Annotated in this window: 19 protein-coding genes; 18 read left to right on the top strand and 1 reads right to left on the bottom strand. The window is 36.5% G+C overall.

The annotated features are described in order from the left end of the window. The 6 genes from Q0L65_RS04040 to Q0L65_RS04010 form a co-directional block, all read left to right on the top strand. A partial coding sequence (locus Q0L65_RS04040) for a rhodanese-like domain-containing protein (RefSeq protein WP_296683776.1) occupies positions 1 to 230 on the top strand: 230 nt, incomplete at its 5' end. A gap of 215 nt (positions 231 to 445) precedes the next feature. Next, positions 446 to 1,282, top strand: coding sequence for a methyltransferase domain-containing protein (locus Q0L65_RS04035; RefSeq protein WP_366051270.1), 837 nt, complete (start codon positions 446 to 448; stop codon positions 1,280 to 1,282). A 213-nt stretch (positions 1,283 to 1,495) separates the two neighbouring features. Beyond that, positions 1,496 to 1,690, top strand: a complete 195-nt coding sequence (locus tag Q0L65_RS04025; RefSeq protein WP_296683773.1) for a hypothetical protein — start codon at positions 1,496 to 1,498, stop codon at positions 1,688 to 1,690. A 2-nt stretch (positions 1,691 to 1,692) separates the two neighbouring features. Next, complete coding sequence (trxA, locus tag Q0L65_RS04020) at positions 1,693 to 1,998, top strand: thioredoxin (protein WP_296683780.1); 306 nt, start codon at positions 1,693 to 1,695, stop codon at positions 1,996 to 1,998. Further along, complete coding sequence (locus Q0L65_RS04015; RefSeq protein WP_296683771.1) at positions 1,995 to 2,189, top strand: DUF6132 family protein; 195 nt, start codon at positions 1,995 to 1,997, stop codon at positions 2,187 to 2,189. Before trxA ends, Q0L65_RS04015 begins: the two co-directional genes overlap by 4 nt. Positions 2,190 to 2,311: 122 nt before the next feature. After that, the gene (locus Q0L65_RS04010; protein WP_296683768.1) at positions 2,312 to 2,692 is read left to right on the top strand and encodes a hypothetical protein; all 381 of its coding nucleotides are present in this window, start codon (positions 2,312 to 2,314) and stop codon (positions 2,690 to 2,692) included. Positions 2,693 to 2,773: 81 nt separating this feature from the next. Here the strand turns inward: Q0L65_RS04010 and ytxJ are convergent, their stop codons facing one another. Then, complete coding sequence (ytxJ, locus tag Q0L65_RS04005; protein WP_296683766.1) at positions 2,774 to 3,169, bottom strand: bacillithiol system redox-active protein YtxJ; 396 nt, start codon at positions 3,167 to 3,169, stop codon at positions 2,774 to 2,776. Positions 3,170 to 3,313: 144 nt separating this feature from the next. Here ytxJ and clpB point away from each other — a divergent pair, with 144 nt between their 5' ends. The 12 genes from clpB (at position 3,314) to Q0L65_RS03945 (ending at position 16,770) form a co-directional block, all read left to right on the top strand. Further along, the gene (clpB, locus tag Q0L65_RS04000) at positions 3,314 to 5,917 is read left to right on the top strand and encodes an ATP-dependent chaperone ClpB (RefSeq protein WP_296683763.1); all 2,604 of its coding nucleotides are present in this window, start codon (positions 3,314 to 3,316) and stop codon (positions 5,915 to 5,917) included. Between the two features lie 466 nt (positions 5,918 to 6,383). Beyond that, complete coding sequence (locus Q0L65_RS03995; RefSeq protein ID WP_296683778.1) at positions 6,384 to 7,784, top strand: anthranilate synthase component I family protein; 1,401 nt, start codon at positions 6,384 to 6,386, stop codon at positions 7,782 to 7,784. A gap of 71 nt (positions 7,785 to 7,855) precedes the next feature. Beyond that, the gene (locus tag Q0L65_RS03990; protein ID WP_296683761.1) at positions 7,856 to 8,422 is read left to right on the top strand and encodes an aminodeoxychorismate/anthranilate synthase component II; all 567 of its coding nucleotides are present in this window, start codon (positions 7,856 to 7,858) and stop codon (positions 8,420 to 8,422) included. A 111-nt stretch (positions 8,423 to 8,533) separates the two neighbouring features. Beyond that, on the top strand, positions 8,534 to 9,526 hold the full coding sequence (trpD, locus tag Q0L65_RS03985) for an anthranilate phosphoribosyltransferase (protein WP_296683758.1): 993 nt from the start codon (positions 8,534 to 8,536) through the stop codon (positions 9,524 to 9,526). 109 nt (positions 9,527 to 9,635) lie between these two features. After that, the gene (gene trpC / locus Q0L65_RS03980; protein ID WP_296683755.1) at positions 9,636 to 10,418 is read left to right on the top strand and encodes an indole-3-glycerol phosphate synthase TrpC; all 783 of its coding nucleotides are present in this window, start codon (positions 9,636 to 9,638) and stop codon (positions 10,416 to 10,418) included. A 161-nt stretch (positions 10,419 to 10,579) separates the two neighbouring features. Next, positions 10,580 to 11,236, top strand: coding sequence for a phosphoribosylanthranilate isomerase (locus Q0L65_RS03975; protein ID WP_264533310.1), 657 nt, complete (start codon positions 10,580 to 10,582; stop codon positions 11,234 to 11,236). A 12-nt stretch (positions 11,237 to 11,248) separates the two neighbouring features. Next, positions 11,249 to 12,430 carry a tryptophan synthase subunit beta gene (trpB, locus tag Q0L65_RS03970; RefSeq protein ID WP_296683752.1) on the top strand — a complete coding sequence of 394 codons (1,182 nt, stop codon included), beginning with the start codon at positions 11,249 to 11,251 and terminating at the stop codon, positions 12,428 to 12,430. 78 nt (positions 12,431 to 12,508) lie between these two features. Further along, on the top strand, positions 12,509 to 12,877 hold the full coding sequence (locus Q0L65_RS03965; RefSeq protein WP_296683749.1) for a four helix bundle protein: 369 nt from the start codon (positions 12,509 to 12,511) through the stop codon (positions 12,875 to 12,877). A 40-nt stretch (positions 12,878 to 12,917) separates the two neighbouring features. After that, positions 12,918 to 13,679, top strand: a complete 762-nt coding sequence (gene trpA / locus Q0L65_RS03960) for a tryptophan synthase subunit alpha (protein WP_296683746.1) — start codon at positions 12,918 to 12,920, stop codon at positions 13,677 to 13,679. Between the two features lie 345 nt (positions 13,680 to 14,024). Continuing rightward, the gene (locus Q0L65_RS03955; RefSeq protein ID WP_296683745.1) at positions 14,025 to 14,474 is read left to right on the top strand and encodes a GNAT family N-acetyltransferase; all 450 of its coding nucleotides are present in this window, start codon (positions 14,025 to 14,027) and stop codon (positions 14,472 to 14,474) included. A 351-nt stretch (positions 14,475 to 14,825) separates the two neighbouring features. Beyond that, positions 14,826 to 15,455 (top strand): TetR family transcriptional regulator, encoded by a 630-nt coding sequence (locus tag Q0L65_RS03950; RefSeq protein WP_296683743.1) that lies wholly within the window; start codon positions 14,826 to 14,828, stop codon positions 15,453 to 15,455. Then, positions 15,442 to 16,770: a TolC family protein gene (locus Q0L65_RS03945; RefSeq protein WP_296683741.1), complete on the top strand. Its 1,329-nt coding sequence runs from the start codon at positions 15,442 to 15,444 to the stop codon at positions 16,768 to 16,770. Before Q0L65_RS03950 ends, Q0L65_RS03945 begins: the two co-directional genes overlap by 14 nt. The last annotated feature ends 2 nt before the right edge of the window (positions 16,771 to 16,772 follow it).

Here is a 16,772-nt window from a genome sequence, read left to right as displayed (position 1 = left end):
AGGCGTATAGCAAACCTTTGGCGTACATCAACGAATGGGTAAAAGACATCAATCCAAAAGAACATTTTTTCTTGCACTGCGCAGGCGGTTACCGTTCGATGATTGCGGCTTCTATTTTGGAAGCGCGCGGTTTCAGAAACTTTAGCGAAGTGGAAGGCGGTTTCAATGCGATTGCAAAAACAACGGTTCCTAGAACCGATTTTGTGTGCCAAAGTAAGGTACTGAAGTAATAAATCGGGAAAACAATTATTAAAAACGTCAATTCGAGTGTTTTTTGTGTAGTGCAACGAAACAAAAAATGTATCGAGAATCGTTTTTAATAAAATTTTACTTGTTCTCGATACAATTTTCTTCCCGAAGATTCGGGAGAAAATCACTCGAACTGACGTAAAATTGTTATTAAAAATTAATGACTATTAAATAGTTTAAAAAAAATAAAAACACCATGGAAGACTTAAAATGCTGTGTGACTTCTTGCGAAAAACCGTTAGACCAAGCCTATTGGGATGCCCAATACAAAGCCAAGGCTACGGGTTGGGATTTAGGAACGGTTTCCCCTCCTATTCAAGAACTAATTGATACTATTGAAGATAAAAATAGTGCCATTCTAATTCCGGGTGGTGGGAATTCCTATGAGGCAGAATACCTTTTGCAACAAGGTTTTACGAATATCACTGTAATTGATATTGCGCCCACTTTAATTGAAGTGTTACAACAAAAATTTGTCAATCACCCAAATGTAAAAATTATTTTAGGCGACTTTTTTGAACACCAAGGACAATACGACTGGATTATTGAACAAACGTTCTTCTGTGCGCTTCCTCCAACGATGCGACCAAAATACGTTTGGAAAATGCACCAATTGTTAGCTCCCAAAGGGAAATTGGTAGGCTTGCTGTTCAACCGTGAATTTGAACAAGGTCCGCCTTTTGGTGGCAACAAAGTAGAATACATCAATCTATTTTCAGGAGCTTTTACTATTGAAAAAATGGAAGTATGCACCAATTCGGTGGCACCAAGAGCGAATACAGAATTAGGAATTGAATTCAAAAAAAACATCGAGGCTAAAGTGCATTTGTATGAATTTGAAGGCATTACTTGCAGCGGTTGCAAAGCTACCGTTTCTGAAAAATTAGCGTCGTTAGACACCGTTTTAAATGTCAATATGAATTCCAATTTTAGCGAAGTGGTGATTGCTAGTACCCAAGAAGTGGCGCTTAAAAAATTACAAGACACCGTTTCTTTTGACGAAAAATACAAAATCATTAAAGCTAACTATTAATAAAACCCGTTAGATTGGTTTTTGATGATAATTTTACGTCTGTTCGAGTGATTTTCGAAAGAAAATTGTCCTTCGGCTTCGCTCAGGATGACAGAACAAGTAAAATTTTATTAAAAACGATTCTCGATACATTTTTTGTTTCGTTGCTCTACACAAAAAACACTCGAAGTGACGTTTTGAATAAATACACCCAATCAGTAATAAAATTATTATATGAAAAACTTACTTTTAACCAATTGGCACCTCATGCGCTGGGTGCGTTTGGCTTTTGCCATTTTTCTTTTCAGTCAGGCCTATGTTTTGAGAGAGTGGACTTTTGTGTTTTTTGGAGCCTTCTTCTTGATTCAAGTGATTTTTAATATGGGTTGCGGTGCCAATGGCTGTGCTGTTCCCTACTCAAAAAAATAAAAATTATGAGCTCTTTTAATCAAATCATACAATCCGACAAACCGGTTTTAGTGGACTTTTTTGCTACTTGGTGTGGCCCTTGCCAAATGTTAGCCCCAATTTTAAAAGAGGTGAAATCCAATTTAGGCGAACGCATCTCTATCATTAAAATTGATGTGGACAAAAACCAAGCCGTGGCTGCGCAATACCAAGTGCGCGGAGTGCCTACGATGATTTTATTTCAAAATGGGAAACAATTATGGCGACAATCAGGAGTGCTTTCTAAAGAAGATATCATCAAAGTCATTGTAGAAAAAAGCAATTCATGACTAAAAAAGCCCTAATTATAACCTGTCTCGGAATAGCTATTGGTGCTCTAGCGGGTTATGGGTATTATTTTTATGTGGGTTGCGCCTCAGGCACTTGTGCCATTACTTCAAAACCACTCAACTCCACACTTTATGGAGCCGTAATGGGTGGTTTAGTTTTTAATATGTTTGTGAAGAAAATTAAAAAGTAAAGTCAATTAAAAATTTTGTAAGATATTTTACTACTTTTGAAATTTCTAAAAATACTTCAGATAAATTATTAATATAAATTTAATCTGCCTTTAAATAGTTAGTATCACAAAAAAATATCAATATGAAAATATTATTTAAAATTACTGCAATTTGCTTAATGTTCTTTTTGCTTTCATCTTGTTCAAAAGATGAAAGCAATACTACCAATATTACTTCAACTGACGAATACTATGTTAAATATCAAATTAATGGAATTGGTATGTATAATTACTTTAGTAATTTTTCTGTACAAACTGACCAAAGAAATCAATCATTTAGTGGGTACCAATATAATAGTTGGACTCAAACATACGGACCGGTAAAAAAGGGATTTGTAGCTTTAGTATCTGTTCAAGGCAATGTTACTGCGGAAATTTATGTTTCTAAAAACAACGGATCATTCGCATTAAAGGCATCTAAATCTTCAGCATCTACAAGTGTAACATATACAATCGATTTCTAATACATTCACGACTTCCCCACTACCGCGCGAAATGAAATTCGACGAAGTCAATCCCTTCGCGCGGTCAAAAACTCAACTAATTTATAATAAAAACTTTTCTTTTAACTCCACCGCATCAATATCGCTATGCGAAGCATCGTAGACTGATTTTCCTTCTTTAATCAAAAGCAATTGCGGCGATTGGTGGTACACCTCAAAACGAGTCGCAATTTCATTCGAGATATCCCTGTGATTCAACAAGTCCAAAAAATACGGCGTCACATTGCCTTCCAAATCAAATTCGTTCTCAAATTGTTTCAACGCCATACGGCTAATGCTGCAACGCGTACTGTGTTTAAAAATCGCTACCGGTTGTTGATGAGACAATTCCATAATCTCGTTCAATTGTCCCAAATCAGTCAATGGAATCCATTTGATTTTAGAAGCATTGGTGTTTTTATTTTCTGAATCTCCAAAAATAGAAGTAAATAAAGTCATTTTGTCGTTTTTTAAGTCATTTTGTCGGCTGTAACCCCTTGATATACGTCAAATTGTCGTAAATTTAGGAGTGGAATAACAATTGACGAATTTTCTCCAAAGATATTTATTTAACCCCAAATTCAACTTTAAAAAAAGACAAAAATGAACATTAATAAATTTACTACCAAATCGCAAGAGGCCATCCAACTTTCGCAACAGTTAGCGCAAGGATTTGGCCAACAACAAATCGAAAACGAACACATTTTCAAAGCGCTTTTAGAAGTCGATGAAAATGTAACGCCTTTTCTATTAAAAAAATTGAACGTGAATGTGTCGCTTTTCAAACAAATCTTGGAAAGTACCATTCAAAGTTTCCCTAAAGTTTCGGGTGGCGATATTATGCTATCCAGAACGGCTAATGCTACTTTGAACGAAGCTGAAATCTTGGCTGGAAAAATGAACGACGAATTCGTTTCAGTAGAGCATTTAGTATTGGCAATTTTTGGTTCCAAAAGTAAAGTGGCCCAAATTCTAAAAGATCAAGGAGTAAACGAAAAAGGACTAAAAGCAGCCATTGAAGAAATGAGAAAAGGCGAAAGAGTGACCTCTGCCTCTGCCGAAGAAACCTACAACGCCTTAAACAAATACGCCAAAAACCTGAACGATTTAGCCCGAAGCGGTAAATTGGATCCTGTTATTGGTCGTGACGAAGAAATTCGTCGTGTGCTGCAAATTCTAACCCGTAGAACCAAAAATAACCCGATGTTAGTGGGTGAACCTGGTGTGGGTAAAACCGCCATTGCCGAAGGTTTGGCACACCGAATTGTAGATGGAGACGTACCGGAAAACTTAAAAGATAAAATCATCTTCTCACTCGATATGGGCGCCTTGATTGCGGGTGCCAAGTACAAAGGTGAATTTGAAGAACGTTTAAAATCAGTAGTGAAAGAAGTGACTTCTGCCGAAGGCGATATTGTCCTTTTCATTGACGAAATCCACACGCTTGTGGGTGCTGGAGGTGGCGAAGGCGCTATGGATGCGGCTAATATTTTGAAACCAGCTTTGGCGCGTGGCGAATTGCGTGCGATTGGGGCAACGACTTTGGACGAATACCAAAAATATTTTGAAAAAGACAAAGCGCTAGAAAGACGTTTCCAAAAAGTGATGGTAGAAGAACCGGATACGGAAAGTGCGGTTTCTATCTTACGTGGTATCAAAGAAAAATACGAAACACACCACAAAGTACAAATCAAAGATGAGGCGATTATTGCTGCGGTAGAATTATCGCAACGCTATATTACCAACCGTTTTTTACCCGATAAAGCCATTGATTTAATGGACGAGGCGGCTTCTAAATTGCGTATGGAAATCAATTCAAAACCAGAAGAATTAGACGTTTTGGATCGAAAAATCATGCAATTGGAAATCGAAATTGAAGCTATCAAACGCGAAAAAGACGAAAGCAAATTGAAAGTCTTAGGCATGGACTTGGCGAACTTAAAAGAAGACCGCAACGAGATATATGCCAAATGGAAATCGGAAAAAGATGTGGTGGATAATATCCAAGCCGTTAAAACCGAAATTGAAGATTTCAAATACGAAGCGGAACGCGCCGAGCGTGATGGTGAGTATGGAAAAGTAGCCGAGATTCGTTACGGAAAAATCAAAGAAGCTCAGGAACGTTTGGACGCCTTGGTCAAACAATTGCAAGAAAACCAGTCGGGAACTTCCTTGATAAAAGAAGTGGTTACCCGAGAAGATATCGCCGAAGTAGTCGCTAAATGGACTGGGATTCCGGTTACCAAAATGCTGCAAGGTGAAAGAGAAAAACTCTTGAAATTAGAAGACGAATTACACAAACGTGTCGTGGGTCAAGAAGAAGCCATTGAAGCAGTGAGCGATGCCGTTCGTAGAAGCCGTGCTGGTTTGCAAGACATGAAAAAACCTGTTGGTACTTTCCTTTTCTTGGGAACAACTGGTGTGGGTAAAACGGAATTGGCGAAAGCCTTAGCGGAATACCTTTTTGACGATGAAAATGCCATGACCCGAATTGACATGAGCGAATACCAAGAACGCCACAGTGTGAGCCGTTTAGTGGGTGCGCCTCCTGGATATGTGGGCTATGACGAAGGCGGACAATTGACTGAAGCCGTACGTAGAAAACCGTATTCTGTGATCTTGTTGGACGAAATTGAAAAAGCACATCCGGATACGTTTAATATCTTGTTGCAAGTCTTGGACGAAGGACGTTTGACAGATAACAAAGGACGCTTGGCCGACTTCAAAAACACGATTATCATCATGACATCCAATATGGGTAGCCAAATTATTCAGGATACCTTTGAAAACTTGAAAGGCGGTATCGAAGCGGCAACGGAGTCGGCCAAAGTAGAAGTGTTAGGCTTATTGAAACAAACCGTGCGACCTGAATTCATCAACCGTATTGACGAAATTGTAATGTTCACGCCTTTGACCAATGACAATATTGCACAAATCGTAGGCTTACAATTGAAATCGGTCACTAAAATGCTAGCACAACAAGGTATTACGATGGACGCTACTCCTGAAGCAATCGAATATTTGTCTCAAAAAGGGTACGATCCACAATTTGGAGCCAGACCCGTAAAACGTGTGATTCAAAGGGAGGTATTGAACCAATTGTCTAAAGAAATATTGGCAGGGAACATCAAAACCGAAAGTATTATTCTTTTGGATGCCTTTGACGGACAATTGGTCTTTAGAAATCAAGGCGAATTGGTTTCGTAATTGAAAATGTAATTAGTTTACGTTGAAATTTTACGTCAGTTCGAGTGATTTTCGACCGAAACTTCGGGAAGAAAATTGTATCGAGAACAAGTAAAATTTCATTAAAAACGATTCTCGATACATTTTTTGTTCCGTTTCACTACACAAAAAACACTCGAATTGACGTTTTTAATTATTGCATTCAACAAGGCACCAAACTTGAACTTAATTTAACAAAAAAGCGAGAAAAATATATTTTTTTTCGCTTTTTTATATTGAGATAATGGAATAACCTTTATATATTTGTCAACACATAAAAAGATTATGATAACGAATACAAACAATACTTGGTGGTGGAACAATTTACGTCAGTCGTCGTGAACAAAGCTCCTGTAGTAGTACTATAAATATAAAAGGCTTGTCATGACGACAAGCCTTTTTTCATATCCAAAACGATGCTTTTGATAACATTTTAAAAATGAATATTTTGAAATCTTTTATTTTAAATACAAAATACAAACAAATCCTAGCCGACACGATTACGCCGGTGAGTGTGTACTTAAAAATACGCGACAAATTCCCGAATAGTTTGCTTTTAGAAAGTAGCGACTACCACGGAAACGACAATAGTTTTTCGTACATCTGTTGCAATCCGATAGCTTCGATTAAAATCGAAAACGAAACAATTATCAAAAACTATCCTGACGGAAGTGCTGAAAAAATAGCCATCGATACTACAACCGATATCCCTGCCGTAATACAAGAATTTTCAGGGCAATTTGAATCAGAGAAAAACGATTTTAAATTCATTAATAACGGCTTGTTTGGTTACATTTCGTATGATGCCGTGCGTTATTTTGAGAAAGTAAACATTGCCAAAAAAGAAAATAGCAATACCATTCCGGATGTGTACTATGCGGTTTACCAAAATATTATCGCCATCAACCATTTCAAAAACGAGGCGTATATTTTCTGCCATAGTTTGGACGGAAAAAACAACATTGCAGAAATCGAACAGTTATTACAATCTCGCAATATTGCTTCCTATTCATTTTCAAAAGACGGTCAAGGATTTTCTAATTTAACCGATGACGAGTTCAAACACAATGTGGCTTTGGCTAAAAAACATTGTTATCGTGGCGATGTGTTCCAATTGGTTTTATCCAGACGTTTCACACAAGGATTCAAAGGCGACGAATTCAATGTATATCGTGCGTTGCGAAGCATCAACCCTTCGCCTTACCTTTTCTTCTTTGATTATGGCGATTTCAAAATATTTGGTTCTTCACCCGAAGCTCAAATTATTGTAAAAGACCGCAAAGCAGAAATTCACCCGATTGCAGGAACTTTCAAAAGAACGGGAGATGATGAAAAAGACGCGGTTTTGGCCAAACAATTATCCGAAGACAAAAAAGAAAATAGCGAACACGTGATGTTGGTTGATTTGGCTCGAAATGATTTAAGCCGAAACGGACACGATGTGCAAGTAGAGAAATACCGAGAAGTACAATTTTTTTCGCATGTGATCCATTTGGTATCCAAAGTAACAGGGCATTTACACGATACAGCCTCAACGATGCAAGTGGTAGCCGATACTTTTCCTGCGGGAACTTTGAGTGGCGCACCAAAACACCGTGCGATGCAATTGATTGAAGATTACGAAAAAACAAATCGTAATTTTTATGGAGGAGCCATTGGTTTTATGGATTTCAAAGGCAATTTCAATCATGCAATTATGATTCGAACCTTCTTAAGTAAAAATCACCAATTGCATTGTCAAGCAGGTGCTGGAATCGTAGCTGATTCTGATGAAGAAAGTGAAATGCAAGAAGTGTACAACAAATTAAGAGCCTTGAATACGGCTTTGGATTTGGCAGAAACAATATAAAATGTAACAATTTAAGAATTTAAAGATGCTGATTTTTCAATCTTTAAATCTTTCAATTTTTTAATAAAAAAATGAAAAAGATACTAGTCATAGACAATTACGATAGCTTCACTTACAATTTAGTCCATTATTTAGAGGATTTAAATTGCGAAGTGACTGTGTATAGAAACGATGAATTTGAAATGGAGGATATTGCTCATTTTGACAAAATTTTATTATCGCCAGGCCCAGGAATTCCAGAAGAAGCTGGTTTATTAAAACAAGTGATTCAGCACTACGGCCCAACCAAAAGTATTTTTGGCGTATGCCTAGGACAACAAGCCATTGGTGAGGTCTATGGTGGCACACTTTCGAATTTAGACAAAGTCTATCATGGCGTAGCTACTAACGTTACAAAAGCGGTGGGCGACGAATTGCTTTTTGAAGGATTGGAGAATGAATTTGAAGTAGGACGTTACCATTCTTGGGTAGTAGACGCTAATTTACCCGATTGTTTAGAAGCGACTTCTTTTGACGAAAACGGACAAGTAATGTCACTTCGCCACAAGACCTATGATGTTAGAGGGGTTCAATTTCACCCAGAAAGTGTATTGACACCTAACGGAAAGAAAATGTTAGAAAATTGGGTAAAAAATTAAGTTAGAAATTAGAAGTTAGAAATTAGAAGTTAGAAGTTAGAGGTGAAAAGTTAATTAATCTCTTTACATATAAACTTTGTGCCTTAGCGCCCTAGTGGCAAATAAATAAAAATGAAAAACATACTCAACAGATTAATCAATCACGAAATGCTTTCGAAAGAGGAGGCTAAAAACGTTTTGGTAAACATCTCCAACGGGGAATACAATCCGAGCCAAATCGCTTCTTTCTTGACGGTATATATGATGCGTAGCATTAGTATTGAAGAATTAGCCGGTTTTCGTGAAGCCTTATTGGATTTGTGTATTCGTGTCGATTTATCAGGCTATAACACCATCGATTTATGCGGAACGGGTGGCGATGGAAAAGATACGTTTAACATTTCGACCTTGGCCTCTTTTGTAGCGGCTGGTGCGGGAATTAAAGTCGCTAAACACGGAAATTACGGCGTTTCGTCTATTTCAGGTTCCAGTAATGTGATGGAGAAAATGGGAATTAAATTCAGTAATGATGCCGATTTTTTAGAAAAATGTATGGAAAAAGCAGGCATCTGTATTTTGCACGCACCGCTTTTCCACCCTGCTATGAAAAATGTGGGACCTATTCGAAAAGAGTTGGGAGTAAAAACCTTTTTCAATATGTTGGGACCTATGGTGAATCCTGCTTTTCCTCAAAATCAATTAGTAGGAGTTTTTAACTTAGAATTGGCTCGAATGTATGCCTATTTGTATCAAAACACCGATAGAAATTTCACAATTTTACATTCATTAGACGGTTATGACGAAGTATCGTTAACCTGTCCAACCAAATGCATCACCAACACCAAAGAACTAATGTTGAATCCAGATGATTTTGGCGTTCGCCTTTTATCACAAACCGAAATTGAAGGCGGAAAAACAATCGAAGCATCAGCGCAATTATTTACCGATATCATCTCAGGAAAAGGAACCGAAGCCCAAAACAATGTAGTCTGTGCCAATGCGGCTATGGCTATTGCTACGGTAACTCAATGCAGTCCGTTAGAAGGTTTTGAATTAGCCAAGGAGAGTTTATTCTCTGGAAAAGGATTGCAATCGTTACAAATTTTACAAGAATTGAGTAAATAAACACAGATTACACAAATTGACACAGATTTATAATTTTGTATTAGAGCAATAAAAATTACAGAATAAAATAATTAACCTTTGCGCCCTAGCGCCTTAGCGGCAGAAAAAAATGAACATACTAGACAAAATAATACTAGACAAACGAAGAGAAGTGGTTCTCAAGAAATCGATTATTCCCGTTTCACAATTGGAAGCATCAGTGTTTTTTGAAAAACAAACCATTTCGTTGAGCCATAATTTACGAAACAGTACTTCGGGAATTATCGCCGAACACAAACGTCGTTCACCATCCAAAGCAGAAATTAATTACGGTTTTACCGTAGAAGAAGTAGTCAAAGGTTATGAAACAGCAGGTGCTTGTGGTATTTCGGTTTTAACGGACGGAAAGTATTTTGGCGGTTCTTTGGACGATTTGTTATTGGCAAGAGCTAGCGTAAACATTCCGCTTTTGCGAAAAGAATTCATTGTGGACGAATACCAAATTTTGGAAGCCAAAGCGCACGGTGCCGACTTAATTCTGTTGATTGCAGCCGTTTTGAGCCGAGAGGAAATCAAAAGTTTGTCTGAATTCGCACATAGTTTAGGATTGGAAGTCCTTTTGGAAGTCCACAATCAAGAAGAATTAGAAAAATCGATTATGCCGAGTTTGGATATGATTGGTGTGAATAACCGAAATTTAAAAACATTCGAAGTGAGTTTGGATTTCAGTAAAACATTGGCAGACCAAATTCCGAATGAATTTGTAAAAATATCCGAAAGCGGTATTTCGTCTATTGAAGCCATAACCGAATTAAAACCGTATGGTTACCAAGGATTCTTAATTGGTGAAAACTTCATGAAAACGGATAACGCAGGCCAAGCTGCGAAAGAATTTATTGCGCAATTGAAATAAAATAAACACAGATTTCACAGATTACACAAATTAAAAACCTTTGATTCTTAGCGCCTTTGTGGCAAAGGAATTTATTGTGCAATTAAAATAAACACAGATTCCACAAATTAACACAAATAAAAAACTTTGCGCCTTAGCGTCTTAGTGGCAAAAACAAAAATATGAAACTCAAAATCTGCGGCATGAAATACCCCGACAATATTCTCGAAGTAGGATCGCTCCTACCCGATTATATGGGCTTTATATTCTGGGAGAAATCGGCGCGCTATTTTGATGGAGCAATGCCTAATTTGCCTCAAAGCATCAAAAAAACAGGTGTATTTGTTAATGCAAGTCAAGGGGAAATTGCAACAAAAGTAGCCCAATACGATTTACAAGCCGTGCAATTACATGGACATGAGTCGGTAGTATTTTGCCAAGAATTGAGAAGTAAATTGGCGAAAAACATTGAAATCATTAAAGTGTTTTCAGTGAATGCTGATTTTGATTTTGATCAATTACACCCTTTTGAAACGGTTTGTGATTATTTCCTTTTTGATACCAAAGGAAAACTACCTGGAGGAAACGGAACGACTTTCGATTGGAAAGTCCTAGCAAAATATCCTTCGCAAAAGCCTTTCTTTTTAAGCGGAGGCATTGGATTAGACGAAATCGATTTGGTCAACGAAATACTAAAAACCGATTTACCCATTTATGCTATTGATGTAAATAGTAAATTTGAAATCGAAGCGGGATTAAAAAATATAAATTTATTAAGAGAAATTCATCCAAAAATAAGTACTGACAATTCGCGAATTGTCCGTACAAACATTAAATAAAAAATATAGATTATGTCATACAACGTCAACGAAAAAGGCTATTATGGAGAATTTGGAGGCGCCTACATTCCAGAAATGTTATATCCTAATGTAGAAGAATTACGCCAAAACTATTTAAAAATCACAGCCGAACCTGAGTTTCAAGCTGAGTTTGACGCTTTGTTACAAGATTACGTAGGCCGTCCTACTCCGCTTTATTTCGCAGCACGCTTGTCTGAAAAATACAATACTAAAATCTACCTCAAAAGAGAAGATTTATGCCATACTGGAGCGCATAAAGTAAACAATACAATCGGGCAAATTTTATTGGCCAAACGTTTAGGTAAAAAACGAATTATTGCCGAAACGGGTGCAGGTCAACACGGTGTAGCTACGGCAACAGTTTGTGCCTTAATGGGCTTGGAATGTATTGTCTATATGGGCGAAATTGACATCAAACGTCAGGCGCCGAATGTAGCCCGTATGAAAATGTTAGGTGCCGAAGTGCGTCCAGCGTTATCGGGTTCAAGAACATTGAAAGATGCTACCAACGAAGCCATTCGCGATTGGATTAACAACCCTGTTGATACGTATTATATCATTGGTTCTGTGGTGGGACCACACCCTTATCCTGATATGGTGGCGCGTTTCCAATCGGTGATTTCGAAAGAAATTAAAAGCCAATTATTGGAAAAAGAAGGCAAAGAAAATCCAGATTATGTGATTGCTTGTGTAGGCGGTGGAAGTAATGCTGCGGGAGCCTATTACCACTTTTTGGACGAAAAAGACGTCAATATAATCGCTGTCGAAGCGGCAGGTTTAGGAGTACATTCAGGTGAAAGTGCTGCTACCTCAGCTTTAGGAAAAATTGGCGTGATACACGGAAGTAAAACTTTGTTGATGCAAACTCCAGACGGACAAATTACGGAACCTTACTCTATTTCGGCAGGATTGGATTACCCAGGTGTTGGACCTATGCACGCGCATTTATTTGCTTCAGGAAGAGCGCAATTCATCTCCATCACCGATGCACAAGCTATGAATTGGGGATTGGAACTGTCTAAATTAGAAGGAATTATTCCAGCAATTGAAAGTGCGCACGCCTTTGCTGTTTTGGACGAAATGAAATTCAAACCTAACGATGTAGTCGTAATTAATCTTTCGGGACGTGGCGACAAAGATTTGAACACCTATATTGATTATTTCAAACTATAAAAATTTACGATATACGAGGTACGATGTACGATTGTAAAATATAACTAGATGAATTAACCCTAAAAATACCCAAATCTTATGAAAGTAGTAAAGCTAAGACGAACTAAAAAGTTTGCTATTGATTGTTGGATTCTATGTAGTAAATTACCTAAAACCAGAGAATACAATGCTTATGTCAACCAACTTATTCGTTGTTCAAGCTCGGTAGGTGCCAATTATAGAGCAACCCAAAGAGCTAAATCTGCCCCAGATTTTATTAATAAATTAAAAATTGTTGAAGAAGAGGCTGATGAAAGTCACTTTTTTCTTGAACTTATTCAAGATATTACAATGATAGAACAAATTGGATTAAATTCGGAAATTGAATTCCTCTTAAAAGAAGCAAATGAAATTACAGCTATCATTGTTTCATCATTAAAAACAGCTAGAATTAACAAATCAAAATAATAAAATATACTATACGCCTAATCGTAAATCGTAAATTACAATGAATCGAATCAATCAAAAATTACAAGAAACTAAAAAAGTATTGTCTATCTATTTTTCAGCGGGATATCCTAGCCTGAACGATACCGTACAAATCATTCAAGATTTAGAAAAAAGTGGGATTGACATGATTGAAATTGGCTTGCCATTTAGCGACCCTTTGGCCGATGGACCAACTATTCAAGCAAGTTCTACTCAAGCCTTGCACAACGGAATGACTACCCAAGTATTATTTGACCAATTGAAAGACATTCGTAAAACAGTTTCCATTCCATTAGTAATTATGGGGTATTTCAACCCAATGTTGCAATACGGGGTAGAGAATTTCTGTAAAAAATGCGCCGAAATTGGCATTGACGGTTTAATCATCCCTGATTTACCCGTAGATGTCTATGCAAACGAATACAAAGCCACTTTTGAAAAATACGGCCTAATCAATGTGTTTTTAATCACACCACAAACGTCTGACGAACGCATCCGTTTTATTGATAGCGTTTCGGACGGATTTATTTATATGGTAAGTTCTGCTAGTGTAACGGGATCTCAATCGGGTTTTGGAAGTACACAAGAAAATTATTTCAAGCGTATTGCCGCTATGAATTTGAAAAACCCACAAATCATTGGTTTTGGAATCAACAATGCCGAAACCTTCAATCAAGCAACTGAATTTGCCAAAGGTGCCATTATTGGAAGTGCATTCATTAACCATTTAACCCAAAATGGAACAGGAAAAATTGAAGAATTCGTGAAAGCGATTCGATAGAAAAATATTTTATTTAAAAATGGAATTATGCTAACTATAATAGCCTTTTTACTGCTTTTTATACCAACTGTTTTTCAATATAAAATTGGTGCAAAATGCTTGAATAAAAAAATAAATATTAAATTCTATTTGGTTTGCATAATCAGTTTTGTTTTACAATTTTTAATGACTATTTTAAGCTTTGCATTAATCGTCTATTCAATAACTAACAGTGGAGGTAAATGTGCAACTGGCGCAGTCGGAATATTCTTTTTTAGTTTTTTAATAGCCATAATTTTGTTATTCGTAATTCTATTACAGATTACAAATAGAAAAAAAATTGATTCTTAAGATAAAACCCCATCAATGACATTCGAAAGAACGACATCAGATAACAAAAATTTTTTAAGTTTAGTCGCGCTACTAGACGAAGATTTGGCTATTCGCGATGGTGAGGATCATGCGTTTTATGCTCAATTCGACACCTTGGATCACATTAAGAATGTCGTGGTTGGCTACCAAGATAATTATGTTGTTGGTTGCGGTGCTTTTAAACCCTACAATAAAACTACCGCTGAAATAAAACGAATGTTTGTTCGCCCCAATTTTCGTGGACAAGGCATTGCTAAAGGAATCCTATCCGCATTAGAAAATTGGGCAAGCGAATATGGTTTTACCAATTGTATTCTGGAGACAGGTACTAACAATCCGCAAGCCATTCAACTGTACACTAAAATGGGGTATTCTATTATCCCTAACTACGACCAATATGAAAATGTAGTAACAAGTGTTTGTTTGGGTAAAATAATTCCATAAAATATTTCGTCCCTATGGGACTTCTATGTTCTACTATACTAAGCTTACCCATATAATGTCCCTACGGGACAAGTCAATAAAAATATTTAAACTATTTATTTCTATAAAAAAGTCCCGTTAGGGACACAATTTGGGTAATAAAACAAATACCATTACTCAAAGTCCCGTAGGGACTATATTTTTAAAAGCTTACATAAACTGCTTCTCTTTCTCGGAAAGCTTCCACCATCTTAAAAAAATGGAAGCAGAAGCAAATTATTTTTAGGTTTGTTAAAATGGTGTTAAATACAATTTAAACAGTTGTTTAATTAAACGGTTGTTTAATTTTGTCATTGCTAAAAAAATAATGCTTTGAAAAGCAATTTCACCGACAAACAAATTCAGATTTTAGAAGTAGCCGAAACCTTATTCGCAGAAAAGGGTTTTGATGGAACTTCTATTCGGGATATTTCGAAAATAGCCAAAATCAATATTGCTATGATTTCGTACTATTTTGGGTCGAAAGAACGTTTATTGGAATCATTGCTTTTCTATAGAACATCGGATTTAAAAAATCAATTGGATCATCTGATTCAGGAAGAGTTAGAACCTATTGACAAAATCAATAAGCTGATTGAATTGTACATCAATCGAATCAACAAAAACAAAGGAATTTATCGCATTTTACATTTTGAATTCAATTCGGAAAAAAGAGCCAAAAGTTTAGCGGCATTTTCTGAATTAAAAAAAGGAAATCTAAAAACACTCGAAACCATCATTGAAGAAGGACAGAAAAAGGGCGTTTTTAGAAAAGATATTATTGTTCCATTGCTCACTCCTACTATTTTAGGAACTTTTTTTCATTTCCAAATGAACAAACCGTTTTTTGAAGAAGTACTGGGATTGAATACCAAAGAATCCTTTGAAAATTATAGTACAACAGAATTAAAAAATCATATACAACAAACCGTAAAAGCGCTACTGATACATGAAGAAAATTAATCGATTCTTGCTCTTTGGATTATCCGTTTTAGGGATCAGCTCCATAGACGCTCAAGAAAAAAGAAGTCTAACATTAGACGAAGCCGTTCATTTAGCTTGGGACAAAAGCAATGAAGTGGGATTGGCAAATGCCAAAGTAAGTTCTAAAAAATACGAGTTACAATCGGCAAAGAACAATCAATACCCTGATTTCAAAATTTCAGGTCAATACCAACGATTGGCCAATGCCTCGATTAATCTAAAATCAAGTCAGAACAGCAATTCGGGTTCATTGCCTATTGTTGACCAACTAATGATAGGCCAAATTAATGCTTCTATTCCTGTATTTGCAGGTTTTAAAATGCAAAATAACATCCAATTGCATGAAAATTTGTATGAGGCTGAAACCGCTACTGCTACGCATACCAAAGAAGAAGTCGCTATGAAAGTCATTAATCTTTATGCTAGTTTATTCAAGGCGCAAAAAACAGTAGCTCTGTTGAAAGAAAATCAAAAACGAGCTGAACAACGTGCGTTTGATTTTAGCGAATTAGAAAAAAATGAAATCATCGCTCGAAATGATTTATTGAAAGCACAATTGCAAGTGTCAAAAATCAAATTATCGATTGATGAAGCCTTAAACCATGTTTCCATAGTTAACTTTAACTTGGTAAGCTTGTTAAAACTTCCTAAAGAGACTCAAATAGAAATTCGTGAAAGTGATTTTGCTAATTTTAAAATGGATAATATTCCAACAAGCGAACAACCTGCTTTGGAAAACAGAAAAGATTTACAGGCGGTTCAATTACAAGAAAAAGCAAGTAAAGCCAACGTCAAATTAGCTAAAGGAGGATATTATCCTTCCATAAATTTAATCGGTGGTTATGTAGCATTGGATTTGAAAAATGTGGTAACTGTTCAAAACGCAATGAATTTTGGCTTAGGTTTATCGTATGATTTGAGTGCTATTTTTAAAAATGGTACTGCTGTCAAATTAGCCGAAAGTAAAGCAATGGAACTTCAAAACTCAGAAGCGATGTTATCTGATTACATCAAAATAGAGGTTCAAGAAGCTATCGAAAACTACCACCTAGCCATTCAACAAAATGAAGTGTACGGACAAGCTGTAGCACAATCTTCAGAAAACTACCGAATCATTAAAGATAAATACGATAACGGATTAGCCGATACCAATGACTTATTGGAAGCCGATGTAGAACAATTAAGTGCTAACATCAATAAAACATTAGCCAAAGCCAATATCATTCAAAAATACTACGCCTTGCTTAACGCAACGGGGCAATTAACCAGTACTTTCACTATTTCAAAACTATAACC

Origin of the sequence: Flavobacterium sp., from assembly GCF_024642105.1 — a bacterium.
In the GTDB taxonomy this organism is placed as follows: domain Bacteria; phylum Bacteroidota; class Bacteroidia; order Flavobacteriales; family Flavobacteriaceae; genus Flavobacterium.
This window is presented reverse-complemented; position numbering and strand designations above follow the sequence as displayed.

What these genes read in the sequence shown, in the direction of transcription:
- Q0L65_RS04035 (WP_366051270.1), top strand. Translation starts at nt 446, where the DNA reads ATGGAAGACTTAAAATGCTGTGTGACTTCTTGCGAAAAACCGTTAGAC.
- Q0L65_RS04025 (WP_296683773.1), top strand. Translation starts at nt 1,496, where the DNA reads ATGAAAAACTTACTTTTAACCAATTGGCACCTCATGCGCTGGGTGCGT.
- Q0L65_RS04015 (WP_296683771.1), top strand. Translation starts at nt 1,995, where the DNA reads ATGACTAAAAAAGCCCTAATTATAACCTGTCTCGGAATAGCTATTGGT.
- Q0L65_RS04010 (WP_296683768.1), top strand. Translation starts at nt 2,312, where the DNA reads ATGAAAATATTATTTAAAATTACTGCAATTTGCTTAATGTTCTTTTTG.
- ytxJ (WP_296683766.1), bottom strand. Translation starts at nt 3,169, where the DNA reads ATGACTTTATTTACTTCTATTTTTGGAGATTCAGAAAATAAAAACACC.
- clpB (WP_296683763.1), top strand. Translation starts at nt 3,314, where the DNA reads ATGAACATTAATAAATTTACTACCAAATCGCAAGAGGCCATCCAACTT.
- Q0L65_RS03990 (WP_296683761.1), top strand. Translation starts at nt 7,856, where the DNA reads ATGAAAAAGATACTAGTCATAGACAATTACGATAGCTTCACTTACAAT.
- trpD (WP_296683758.1), top strand. Translation starts at nt 8,534, where the DNA reads ATGAAAAACATACTCAACAGATTAATCAATCACGAAATGCTTTCGAAA.
- trpC (WP_296683755.1), top strand. Translation starts at nt 9,636, where the DNA reads ATGAACATACTAGACAAAATAATACTAGACAAACGAAGAGAAGTGGTT.
- Q0L65_RS03975 (WP_264533310.1), top strand. Translation starts at nt 10,580, where the DNA reads ATGAAACTCAAAATCTGCGGCATGAAATACCCCGACAATATTCTCGAA.
- trpB (WP_296683752.1), top strand. Translation starts at nt 11,249, where the DNA reads ATGTCATACAACGTCAACGAAAAAGGCTATTATGGAGAATTTGGAGGC.
- Q0L65_RS03965 (WP_296683749.1), top strand. Translation starts at nt 12,509, where the DNA reads ATGAAAGTAGTAAAGCTAAGACGAACTAAAAAGTTTGCTATTGATTGT.
- trpA (WP_296683746.1), top strand. Translation starts at nt 12,918, where the DNA reads ATGAATCGAATCAATCAAAAATTACAAGAAACTAAAAAAGTATTGTCT.
- Q0L65_RS03955 (WP_296683745.1), top strand. Translation starts at nt 14,025, where the DNA reads ATGACATTCGAAAGAACGACATCAGATAACAAAAATTTTTTAAGTTTA.
- Q0L65_RS03945 (WP_296683741.1), top strand. Translation starts at nt 15,442, where the DNA reads ATGAAGAAAATTAATCGATTCTTGCTCTTTGGATTATCCGTTTTAGGG.